General features: G+C 69.8%; 10 protein-coding genes, 2 tRNA genes and 1 pseudogene. 11 read left to right on the top strand and 2 right to left on the bottom strand.

Annotated elements, in window-relative coordinates:
• On the bottom strand, nucleotides 1-611 hold a 611-nt coding region (locus tag ACT4N8_RS10345), incomplete at its 3' end, for a DNA gyrase subunit A (RefSeq protein WP_444858049.1).
• Nucleotides 612-908: 297 nt separating this feature from the next.
• On the opposite strand from ACT4N8_RS10345, the gene ACT4N8_RS10340 reads away from it, so the two are divergent.
• The 6 genes from ACT4N8_RS10340 (at nucleotide 909) to ACT4N8_RS10315 (ending at nucleotide 5,806) form a co-directional block, all read left to right on the top strand.
• On the top strand, nucleotides 909-2,138 hold the full coding sequence (locus ACT4N8_RS10340) for a hypothetical protein (protein WP_444858048.1): 1,230 nt from the start codon (nucleotides 909-911) through the stop codon (nucleotides 2,136-2,138).
• Between the two features lie 48 nt (nucleotides 2,139-2,186).
• Entirely contained in the window at nucleotides 2,187-3,488 is a 1,302-nt protein-coding gene (locus ACT4N8_RS10335; RefSeq protein ID WP_444858047.1) for a tetratricopeptide repeat protein, read from the top strand.
• Nucleotides 3,489-3,625: 137 nt separating this feature from the next.
• Nucleotides 3,626-5,236, top strand: coding sequence for a sensor histidine kinase (locus ACT4N8_RS10330; RefSeq protein ID WP_444858046.1), 1,611 nt, complete (start codon nucleotides 3,626-3,628; stop codon nucleotides 5,234-5,236).
• A 53-nt stretch (nucleotides 5,237-5,289) separates the two neighbouring features.
• Nucleotides 5,290-5,364 (top strand) — tRNA-Ile (locus tag ACT4N8_RS10325).
• 17 nt (nucleotides 5,365-5,381) lie between these two features.
• A tRNA-Pro gene (locus ACT4N8_RS10320) sits at nucleotides 5,382-5,458 on the top strand.
• A 126-nt stretch (nucleotides 5,459-5,584) separates the two neighbouring features.
• Nucleotides 5,585-5,806, top strand: a complete 222-nt coding sequence (locus ACT4N8_RS10315) for a hypothetical protein (protein ID WP_444858045.1) — start codon at nucleotides 5,585-5,587, stop codon at nucleotides 5,804-5,806.
• Nucleotides 5,807-5,824: 18 nt separating this feature from the next.
• Here the strand turns inward: ACT4N8_RS10315 and ACT4N8_RS10310 are convergent, their stop codons facing one another.
• Complete coding sequence (locus ACT4N8_RS10310) at nucleotides 5,825-7,825, bottom strand: lytic transglycosylase domain-containing protein (RefSeq protein ID WP_444858044.1); 2,001 nt, start codon at nucleotides 7,823-7,825, stop codon at nucleotides 5,825-5,827.
• A gap of 123 nt (nucleotides 7,826-7,948) precedes the next feature.
• Between ACT4N8_RS10310 and dapA the strand changes: the two genes are divergently transcribed.
• The 5 genes and pseudogenes from dapA to ACT4N8_RS10285 form a co-directional block, all read left to right on the top strand.
• Nucleotides 7,949-8,824, top strand: coding sequence for a 4-hydroxy-tetrahydrodipicolinate synthase (gene dapA, locus ACT4N8_RS10305; protein WP_444858043.1), 876 nt, complete (start codon nucleotides 7,949-7,951; stop codon nucleotides 8,822-8,824).
• Nucleotides 8,825-9,325, top strand: a complete 501-nt coding sequence (locus ACT4N8_RS10300) for a DUF4262 domain-containing protein (RefSeq protein ID WP_444858042.1) — start codon at nucleotides 8,825-8,827, stop codon at nucleotides 9,323-9,325.
• A gap of 68 nt (nucleotides 9,326-9,393) precedes the next feature.
• On the top strand, nucleotides 9,394-9,876 hold the full coding sequence (gene smpB, locus ACT4N8_RS10295) for an SsrA-binding protein SmpB (protein ID WP_444858041.1): 483 nt from the start codon (nucleotides 9,394-9,396) through the stop codon (nucleotides 9,874-9,876).
• Nucleotides 9,869-10,417: a DUF2062 domain-containing protein gene (locus ACT4N8_RS10290; RefSeq protein ID WP_444858040.1), complete on the top strand. Its 549-nt coding sequence runs from the start codon at nucleotides 9,869-9,871 to the stop codon at nucleotides 10,415-10,417. Before smpB ends, ACT4N8_RS10290 begins: the two co-directional genes overlap by 8 nt.
• A pseudogene (locus ACT4N8_RS10285) lies at nucleotides 10,414-10,945 on the top strand (hypothetical protein); the annotation flags it as partial. The gene ACT4N8_RS10290 and the pseudogene ACT4N8_RS10285, both read left to right, overlap by 4 nt.

The raw sequence follows: 10,945 nt of genomic DNA, 5'->3' as shown, positions 1-10,945 counted from the left end.
TCCATATAGGCTTTGCAGGCGGCGATGACCTCACCCAGATTGTGCGGCGGGATGTTGGTCGCCATGCCGACCGCGATGCCGCCGGCGCCGTTGACCAGAAGGTTCGGGAAGCGCGCCGGCAGGACCTGCGGCTCCTCGCGCGACGCGTCGTAATTGGGCTGGAAGTCGACTGTGTCCTTGTCGAGATCGTCGAGCAGGGTCATCGCCACCCTGGCGAGCCGCGCCTCGGTGTAGCGCATCGAGGCGGGCGGATCGGGATCCATCGAGCCGAAATTGCCCTGGCCGTCGATCAGCGGCACCCGCAACGACCAGTCCTGCGTCATCCGCGCCAGCGCGTCGTAGATCGCGCTGTCGCCGTGCGGGTGGTAATTGCCCATCACGTCGCCGACGATCTTGGCGCATTTGCGATAGGGGCGGCCGGCGACGAAACCGCCCTCCTGACAGGCGTAGAGGATACGGCGATGAACGGGCTTCAGACCGTCGCGCACGTCGGGCAGCGCGCGCGCCACGATCACGCTCATCGCGTAATCGAGATAGGAGGTCTTCATCTCGTCGACGATGGAGATGGGGGAGATGTCGGAAGGCTCGATGGTCGGCGGCAGGCTGGCCAATGTCTTGGTTCCCGGAGATTGTTTGCTATGGGCGCCGCAAGGGCGGCAATGGATCGGCTTCGGTCCTAGCCGATGCACGCGCCTGGCGCCACCCCTGCGCGCGCGTACGCGTGCGCGCGCGAGGATTGGGAGTTCATATGGTTGTTTTACCGGGCTTTTCCAGCCCGCCGCAGTTCAAGCGCGGTTCATGGCCCGCCCCCTAGAAAGCCGGCGCTTATGGCGGTAGAAGCCACGGCCCTCAGGGCGGACGGTTTCACTGGATTCGCCCCGCTTTGGGCTGATGGGAGGCGTGCTTTCATGACGGCATCGAAAGTCCGGCTGGCCGCCTTGCTCGCCGCCGGTGGCCTCGCTCTCGCGACGGCCGGAACCGCGCAGCCGCCCGCCGCCGCGCCCGCTTTGACCTTCACGCGCGAGGAGCGGACCGCGATCGCCGCGCTGCAAACGGCTGCCGCCGGCACGGACCGGGCCGCGCAGGATGCCGCGGTCCAGACCGCGCGCGGCGTCGCACGCAGCGCCAACGCCCGCTATGCCGTCGCCAATCTCCATTTCCAGATCGCTCGCCAGCGCGGCGACGCTCAAGCCATGGCCGCCGCCGCCGACGAGATGATCGCCAGCGGCGTGCCGCAGGGCGCCGAGCTCTCCGCCTTGCTCGCCAACCAGGCGAGCCGCGCCTTCTCGGCCAACGATCTTCGCCGGCTCGACCGGATTCTGGAGCGGATGGTCGAGGCACAGCCGAACCATCCCGCCGTCCTCGCCGACGCGGGCCAGATGAAGGCACGGCTCGGCGACCGGCCGGCGGCGGTGGCGCTGCTCCAGCGCGCGCTCGCCGCGCACCGCGCGAGCGGGCGGCCGGCGCCGGAAAGCTGGCACCAGCGTGCGCTCGGCCTCGCCGTCGAAGGGCGGCTGGTGCCGCAGAGCATCTCGCTCGGCCGGGAGCTGGTGGCGGCCTATCCGAGTCCCGCCAATTGGCGCGACGTCCTGCTCACCTACCGCCAGGCCGTGGCGGGCGATCCGGCGCTCGAGCTCGACATTCGGCGGCTTGCGCGTGCCGGTCAGGGCCTGGCCGGCGAGCGCGACTATCTCGATCATGCCCAGGCCTTCGCGCGCGCCCATCCGGGTGAGGCCAAGGCGGCGCTCGACGAGGGCGTCTCGCGCGGCATGCTCAATGCCAGCGAGGCGGCCGTGCGGCAGGCGATCGCCACCGCCAATCCCGCTGCCGCGCGCGAGCGGACCGGCCTTGCCGCCGCCCGCACCCGCGCGCTCGCCGCGGCCGACGGCGCGTCGGCGCTGGCCGCCGGCGATGCCCATTTCGGCCACGGCCAATATGCTCAGGCGGCGGAGCTTTATCGCGCCGCGCTGCAGAAGGGCGGTCAGGATCCGAATCTGGTCAACACCCGGCTCGGCGCCGCGCTCGCGCTCGCCGGCCAGCGTACCGAGGCCGAGGCCGCCTTTCGGCTCGTCACAGGGCCGCGCGCCGAGCTTGCCGGTTATTGGCTCGCTTGGCTGGCCGGGCGCCCATCCGCTTAGCTTTTTCGCTTGTTCACCGCGCCGAGTTGGCGCGCACAGGAGGTTTGAATGAAGGTTTCCACGCTCGCCCTCGCCGCATCGCTGGCGGCCGTCACCAGCCCCGCGGCCGCGCAATATTCGCAGCCGCAAACCCAGCCGCAGGCGCAGCCGCAGCAGGACGAGCCGCGGAACGAGCGCAGGGAGCGCCGGCAACGCGGCGAGCGGCAGGCGCCGGGCCAGCAGCTCTCGCGCGAGGAGATCGCGGCCGTCCAGCCGCTGCAGACGGCGGTCAACGCCCAGGATTGGACGGCTGCTGCTGCTGCTCTTCCGGCCGCGCAGACCGCTGCGACCAGCCCCTATGGGCGCTTCGTCGTCGGCCGGTTCCAGCTTCAGATCGGGCAGGGCACCCAGAACCAGCAGATGCAGATTCAGGCGGTCGACGCGATGCTGGCGAGCGGTGCGGCGCCGGCTGAGTTCGTCCAGACCCTGGTCGGCGCCCGCGCCTCCTTCGCCATCCAGGCAAGCGACTGGCCGACTGCGGAGCAGATGCTGACCCGTTTCACCGACGCGGCTCCGAACGACCTGGAGCGCCTGCGCCAGCTCGCCGAGGTCAAGATCCAGCTGGGTAAGAATGCCGAGGCGCTGACTCTCTATCAGCGGCTGCTGCAGGCGGCGGAGGCCGGCGGCCAGCCCGCCCCTGCCGAATATTATACCCGCACTGCGGCGCTGCTGCTCGATCAGCGCCAGGAAGGGCCCTGGCTCGAATTCAGCCGGCGTATGCTGCGCGCTTATCCGACCGCCGACAATTGGCGCGAGACTTTGGTCCGCTACCGCCAGATGGCGGGCGAGGATGCGGCGCTCGGGCTTGACGTGCGCCGCCTGATGCGCGTCGCCCACGCCTTCTCGCGCCCCGGCGACTATATCGAGTTCGCCGACCGGCTCGGCCGTGCCGGCCTGCCGAACGAGCAGAAGACATTGCTCGAGGAAGGGATCAGCCGCGGCGTCATCACTGCCGGGGATTCGACCGCGCGCCAGATGATCGCCCAGGCCAATGAGCGGATCGCCGAGGACCGGCCGACGCTCGCGCGCTCGCGCACGCAAGCGTTGGCTGGCACCGGCCGGCAGGCGCGGATCATGGGCGACGCCTATTACGCCTACGGCCAATATGCCGACGCCGCCGAGCTCTATCGGGCGGCGCTTCAGAAAGGCGGCGAGGATGCCGGCATGGTCAACACCCGGCTCGGCGCGGCGCTCGCGCTCGGCGGCCAGCGGGCCGAGGCCGAGGCGGCCTTCCGCGCGGTGAGCGGAAGCTATGCCAATCTCGCGCAGCTCTGGCTGGCCTGGCTGGAGCGTCCGGCCACCGCGGCCTGACCGGCTCCCGGAGGGGTTGCGAAAGAGGGCGTCGGCCAAGCCGGCGCCCTTTTTCTTTGCCGGCCCGCCGTCCCACTTTGCGACGCGGCTCGGCGGGCCACTTCCGCCGACGCACGCCAAGGTTTAGGCCGATCGGGATGCGCTTCGACGACATGATTTCCACCGCTCTCGCGGGGGCCGAGCAGCCAACGCAATGGTGCCAGCTCGTCGACCTGCTCGCCCAGAGGCGGGCCGGCGACGGCGAGGCGCGCGCGCGCGCCTTCGCTTCCCTGCGCGCGAACCGCGACCGCGTCGATCTCGCGACTCGCGTGGCGACGGCGCGGTCGCTGGCCGGCCTGCCGGTAGCGCCGGCCTTGCTCGCCTTCTTTGCCGAGGACGTGCCCGCGGTGTCGGCGCCGCTGATCGGTTCGGCGCGACTCGGCCGCGACGACTGGCTCGCCTTGCTCCCCCGGCTCGGGCCGACGGGGCGGTCGCTGCTCCGCCACCGGCGCGACCTGCCGGCCGAGGTCAGGCAGGCGCTCGCCGCGTTCGGGCCGACGGACTTCGTCATCGAAGGCAGCGTCGAAACGGCCGGCGCGACCGGCGGGGAATCGCAGATCCGCGAGCTGGTCGAGCGGATCGAAGCCTATCGCCGGCAGAAAGGCGAGGCGCCCGCGCCCGCTCCCGCGCCCGCGGCCGAGCCGGTCGAAGGGTTCCGCTGGGAGACGGGCAGCGACGGCGTGATCCGCTGGGTCGAAGGCGCGCCGCGCGGGCCCCTGGTTGGGGAAGGCATCGCTGCCATCGCCGGGCCGGGCCAATATGGTGTCGACGGCCAGGCGGCGGGCGCCTTAGCCAAGCGGGCGCCGTTCCGAGACGCGCGCTTCGCCGTCGCAGGGATCGGCCCCGCGGCGGGCGAGTGGCGGATCTCCGGCGTGCCTTTCTTCGATCCGGTGCGGGGCGGCTTCCTCGGCTATCGCGGCACGGCGCGGCGGCCGCGCGTCGACGAGACCGCGCGCGCCGAGCCCGGGGGGGGCGTGTTCGGCGCCCAATTCCAGCCCGATGCGCTGCGCCAGCTGATCCACGAGCTGCGCACACCCTTGAATGCGATCATCGGCTTCGCCGAGATGATCGAAGGCCAGTATCTGGGGCCGGCCGCGAGCGGCTATCGCGGCCGCGCCGCCGAGATCATGGACCAGGCCCGGCGCCTGCTGTCGGCGGTCGACGATCTCGACACGGCGGCGCGGATCGAGACGGACCGGCTCGAACTCGATCCGGGCGCGGTGGATGCGGGCGCGCTCGTCGCCCGGCTGCACCATTCCTATGCGCAACTGGCGGAGGAGAGGGGAGCGATGCTTCGGCTCGAGATCGCGCCCGAACTGCCGCCCGCGCGGCTGCCGCCGGACACCGCGGAGCGGATTTTCGCCCGCCTCCTCGCCGCTACGACCGGCCTGGCCCGAAGCGGGGAGACGCTCGGCGCCACGCTCGGCGCGACCATTTCGAGCAAGGAGGCGCTGCTCGAATTCGCGATCGACCGCCCGGAGGCGGTCGCCGGCCTCGGCGAGGCCGAGCTGCTCGATCCCGGTTTCAGCCCCGAGGGCGACTGGCCCGAAGCGCCGGCGCTCGGCCTCGGCTTCGCGCTGCGCCTGGTCCGCAATCTGGCCGGGGCGGCGGGCGGCGCGCTTCGCATCGGCGAGAGCCGCATCCGCCTCCTCCTCCCGGCGCTGACCGAGGCCGCGCCGCTGGCGGGCAATGGCGAAGCGGGCGGCTGAACCGACTGGCCTTGCACGGCGCGCTTCGCTATCGCACATCCGGCTGACGGGGAGGGCCTGTAGCTCAACGGTAGAGCCGGCCGCTCATAACGGCTTGGTTGTAGGTTCGAATCCTGCCGGGCCCACCACATAGCCGCCGGAGGTTCGGGGAGTAGCGCAGCCTGGTAGCGCATCTGCTTTGGGAGCAGAGGGTCGCAGGTTCGAATCCTGTCTCCCCGACCACTGGTCCGATCCGGCGCGAAATCCAGGTCGATTCGGTGTGAATGCTGGTCGACTTGCCGACGAAGCCCTGGTGAAACCCCTGTTGCGCAACGAAGTGTGAGTGTAGCGCAATCAAGGGGGACGACCATGAGAATCATCAGCGCCCTAACGCTCGTGGCAACCGCGATCTCGATGAGCTTCGCCGCTCAGGCCAACCTGCTCCAGTACCGCTTGTACCACATCTATTACAGCAACGAGCAGAAGATCGAGGTTGTCGGCTATTCGATCATCTACTGCGACGACACCGTCGCCGGCAACGGCTATCCGACGCCGTGGTACGACGAATATTGGACGGATTGCGACCAATAAGCGCTGGCGGACGCAGGGTCAGCGGATCGTGCGCTGGCCGAGGAAGTAGGAGATGCGGCCGTTCGAGCGGCTGCCGTTCGGGTTCATGAGATCGTAAACCATCGCATTCTCGACGACGCGCTGGACGTAGTTGCGCGTCTCGGAGAAGGGGATTTCCTCGATCCAGTCGATCACGTCGGTGCCCGGCGTGCGCGGATCGCCGTTGCGCGCGGTCCACTGCGGCACTCGGCCGGGCCCCGCATTATAGGCGACCGCGACCAGCACGAGATTGTTGCCGAACCGGTCCATCAGCATGTTGAGATGGGCGCTGCCGAGCAGCACGTTGTAGTCGGGATCCGTGGTCAAGCGCCCGAGATTGTAGGGGACTCCGACGCGGCGCGCCTCAATTTGCGCCGTACCCGGCATCAATTGCATCATCCCGCGCGCGCCCGCGGAGCTGACCGCGCTGCGCTCGAACGAGCTTTCCTGGCGCATGATGCCGTGCGCCGCCGCCCAATGAGAGCGATAGGGCGCCGGGATCGACACTTCGGGGAAGGCGGGACGGGCATAGAAGCTTTCGCCGCCGCTCCGCGCCTCGCGCGCCGCCCAGACGCCCATGTCGAGCCGGCCGATCATCCGCCCGAACTCGGCGGCCGCGACGCGCTCGCGGTCGGTCCTGAGCGAACCGGCGAGCGCCCGGATGAAGAGCGTCTGGTCGTTGCGCCGGTCGCTCGCGCCGAGATGGCGGACCGCCTCGGCGAGCGGGCGGCGGAGAAAGGCGGCGCGCTCCTCGGCGGTCGCGGGCGGCAGCTCGGCCGGCGCCGGCGGCCGGCGCCCAAGCCGCTCGAGCGCGAGCAGGCCGTAGAACTGGTCGGGCGCGGCGGCTGCCTGCTCGAGCCAGGCGGCGGCCCGCTCCGCCTGTCCGCCCGCGGTCGCGGCGCGCGCGGCCCAGTAAAAGCCCTTGGCGCGGGTCTGTGAGGATTGGGCGGCGCGGCCGTAGCGGTCGAACATCGCCGCCGCGTCGGCAAGGCGGCCCATGCGCAGCGCCGCCTGGCCAGCGAGCCAGGTGAGATTGGTATATTCGTCGCGCTCGCCATAGGAGCGGGTGCTCACGTCGGTGTCGGGCGGGAAGATGTCGTCGACCTGGCTCGCGATCTGATGCGCCGTTGACCATTGCCGGTCGTTGGCCGCGGCGCGGGCGATCGCGACCATCGCCTCCATGAACTTTTCGGGGTTGGCCGGCCGGTGGCTCAGGCGCCGCGGCTGGGCGAGCAATTGGCGGGCGCCGAAGGAATTGCCGGTCTCCCTGAGCCAGATCGCCCGGTCGATCAGCAGGCCGGGATCGCCCGTGCCCGCGCCGCCGAGCGCGGCCAGCCGGGCCGCGGCGTCCGCCGCGCGCGTCTGCAGCGCGAGCCGCGTCTCAAAGATCAGCCGGCGTGCCGGCGAGGCCCAGGACAGGGCCCGGGTCGCGCTCTGCCGGTCGCCGTTGGAGAGGAGGACGTCGAGCCGCCGGTCGTGATCCTCCGGCGTGAAGCCGCCCGAAAAGGCGCCGAGCAGGCGTTGCTCGTCGGTCACCGGCATCACGCCGGCGGTCCAGGCTTCGCGTGCGGCGGCGAGCGCCTCGGAGCGTTGGCCGCTGGCCAGCAGAGCGAGCGCGCGCTGGGCGTGGCCGCCGGGCGTGAGCGGCGGATGCTGCTCGAGATAGCGCAGCACCTCGCGCGGCGCGACGGGCTCGACCGAGAGCCGCCCCTCGGCGGCGCGGCGCATCGCCGTCTCGCCGGGCCAGCCGCGATAGCTGGCGAGGAAGGAGGCGTAAGCGGAGAAGGGCAGGCTGTCGCTCTGCCTGAGGCTCTGCCAGCGCGCGACCGCGCTCGCGATTGCTGGCGATTGCGCTTGAGACGGACCGTACTGAGCAACGGCGGTCAGCACCGGGACCAGCACCGGCCGGGTGGCGGCGGGCCCCTCCGCGCGGCCGAGCAAGCCGGCGCCCTCCGAGCTGGCGGCGAGCGCCGTCGCGGAAATCCCGAGTAAAAGAAACAAACCGGCACTGTTACGCATGCTGGACAGAATGACGCCCCCCTCCTTATCAGGCCATGAACATCCCCCGGATGCCCGCATGTTCCTCCCTAGGCCATGCTTTGCCGCGGGGTGAAGGAGGCGAGGATGCTGAAAGGGTCGATCCCGGCTCTGGTGACGATTTTCCGCGACGAAGCGTTTGACGCGGGCGCCTATCGCGACTTCGTGGCCTGGCAAATATCCGAAGGGAGTCATGGCCTTGTCCCCTGCGGCACGACCGGCGAGGGGGCCACGCTCGATTCGACTGAGCACAAGCGCGCCATCGAGATTTGCGTCGAGCAGGCGGGCGGGAAGCTGCCGGTCGTCGCCGGCTGCGGCTCCAACGACACGCGCCACGCCATCGCTCTGACCCGCGCCGCCAAGGAGGCGGGGGCGGACGCCGCGCTCCACGTCCCGCCTTATTACAACCGCCCGAACCAGGAGGGGATCTACGCCCATCTCGCCGCCGTGGCCGAGGCGGTGGATATCCCGATCGTGCTCTACAACGTGCCGAGCCGTACGATCACCGACATCGCGGTCGAGACGATGGCGCGGCTGGCGAAGATCGCCAACGTGATCGCGGTCAAGGACGCGACCGGCAATCTCGCCCGCGTCTCCGCCCAGCGCGCGGCCTGCGGCGCGGATTTCATCCAGCTCTCCGGCAACGACGACATGGCCCTGGCCTTCAACGCGATGGGCGGGCGGGGCTGCATCTCGGTAACCGCCAATGTCGCACCCCGTCTCTGCGCGGACTTTCAGAATGCCCTACTTTCAGACGATTGGGGCATGGCCTTGAGATTGCAGGACAAGCTCTACCCGCTCCACGCCGCCTTGTTCAGCGACGCCTCGCCCGGCCCGACCAAGTATGCGCTGAGCCGAATCCACGGCGGCTTCTCCGCCGAGCTCCGTCTGCCGATGACTCCGCCGAGCGAAGCAAGCCGCGCCGCGGTCGATGCGGCGCTGGCGCATGCTGGGCTGACTTAGGTGAGCGACAATTACAACGATTACGAGCTGGAGCTCATGGATGCGGTTCGTGAGCACGGTTGGTTTTGCCTATGTGTCGGCGCCGACCCGGAAAGTCAGGCTCCGGGATTTGCCTATTCAATCGGTTTCATGGAGACGCTGGGAACTCCAGAGTTCATCCTGTTTGGTCTCGATTTCGAGTTGATGCACGCCATGCTTTGGGAAGTCTTTCACCAACTGCAGGACGGCCGCAAAGTGCATGACGGCGATAGAATGTCTGGCGTGATTGGCGGCTTCGATTGCATCATCCGTGACGTGCATCCGAGCAGCATCGTTCCCGAATTTTTCAATTCGGCGCTCTGGTATCGCCGCCATCGCTGTGGGACCGATGACGGATTTCGAGCAATGCAAATCGTTTGGCCCGGCGCGGTCGATGGTCGTTTTCCGTGGGAACCCGAGGCCGACCCGTTTGTGCAGGAGTGCCAGCCACCGCTCTATCTGCCCAACCGCGGCCTTCATTGAGCGTTTTCGCAAGGTTCACACACGAAAATTCCTCGCCTTCCCGCCCGGCCAGACTCTATGTGCTCTTCATGCCCCGCCCCCGCCATCCCGAGTTCGACAAGAAGAAGGTCGTCGCCGAGAACCGGCGGGCGCGGTTCGATTATGTCATCGAGGACAAGTTCGAGGCGGGGATCGCGCTCACCGGCACCGAAGTGAAGTCGCTGCGCTTCGGCGAGGGCTCGATCCAGGAGAGCTATGCCGAGGTGAAGGACGGCGAGGCCTTCCTGATCAACGCCAACATCCCCGAATTCAGTCACGGCAATCGCTTTAACCACGAGCCGAAACGGCCGCGCAAGCTGCTCCTGAAGGCGCGCGAGATCGAGAAATTGTTCGGCGCCGTCGCCCGGCAGGGCATGACGCTCGTCCCGCTTTCGATCTATTTCAACGCGCGCGGGCGGGCGAAGGTCGAATTGGCGCTGGCGCGCGGCCGCAAGACGCACGACAAGCGCGAATATGAGAAGGAAAAGGACTGGAAGCGCGAGCAGGGGCGCTTGCTGAGGCAGCATGGTTGAGCGCTTCACCCGCTGGGTGGCGAAGAACACGCCGGACCGCGAGCAGCTGGCCCAGAGCCGCTGGATGAAGCCGTTCGGCCAGCGCGTGCTCCATTCGGAGTTCTGGCGCTTCACCCGCCGCTCCGTCCCGCGCGGCGTCGCGGTCGGCATGTTCGTCGGCATCTTCGCCTTGATCCCGGGCGTCCAGATCGTCGGCTCGGCTCTAGTCTCGATTCCCTTGCGGGCGAACATCCCGCTCGCGGCGGCGATGACCTTCCTCACCAACCCCTTCACGACGCCGTTCCTGCTGGGCGCGTCCTATTTCGTCGGCAGCAGCCTCGGGCTGGGCGGCCAGCAAGGCGTTCCGGGGCGGGAGGCGAGCGTCTCCGATTGGTTCGCCTGGCTGTTCTCCGACGCCGCGCTCGCGACGGTCAGCGGCCTGTTCGTGATCGCAACGGTCAGCGCCGCGGTGAGCTATCTGCTCGCGGTCGGGATCTGGCGCTGGTGGCAAAGCCGCAAGTGGAAGCGACGACTGCGGCGAGGCATGGAGCCGATGGCGTGAGCGCGCTCGTGCGCTCAAGCGGCGCCCGTGACATCCCCCTATTCCTCCTCGCCGCGCTCGCCTCCGCCGGCCTGCTGCTCTGGGCGGTGGGCGACCGGATCTTCGCCGGCGCCTTCCTCGCCGCGATGCTCGGCGTCGGCGCGGTGCTGCTCATCCCCCGCCGCGGCCCGCGCGCCGCGGCGGTCGTCGACGAACAGGCGGGTCACTCGGACGCGCGGCTGCTCCGTGCCGCGCTCGACTGCGCCGGGCCAAATATCGCGCTCGCCTTGACTGACGCCGAGGGCCGGCTGGTCGTCGCCAACGCCACCTGGGGGCGCTGGTTCGGCGGCGGCGCGGCGCCGGCCGAGCTCGCCGACAGCCCCGGCCAGAACGAGCTGCTCACCGCGACCGCCCGCGCCGCCCGCCGCGACGGCGCCGCCTCGATCGAAAGCGTGGCGGTCAACGGCCGCCGCCTGCGCGGCGAGGCCCGCGCCGCCGGCACGGGCGATCATCTCCTGTGGAGCTTCGCCGGCAGCGACGGACCCGATC

This window comes from Sphingosinicella sp. (assembly GCF_052387495.1).
Taxonomy (GTDB): Bacteria; Pseudomonadota; Alphaproteobacteria; order Sphingomonadales; family Sphingomonadaceae; genus Allosphingosinicella.
The sequence above is the reverse complement of the archived record's forward strand: the minus strand, read 5'-3'. Positions and strand labels throughout refer to the sequence as shown.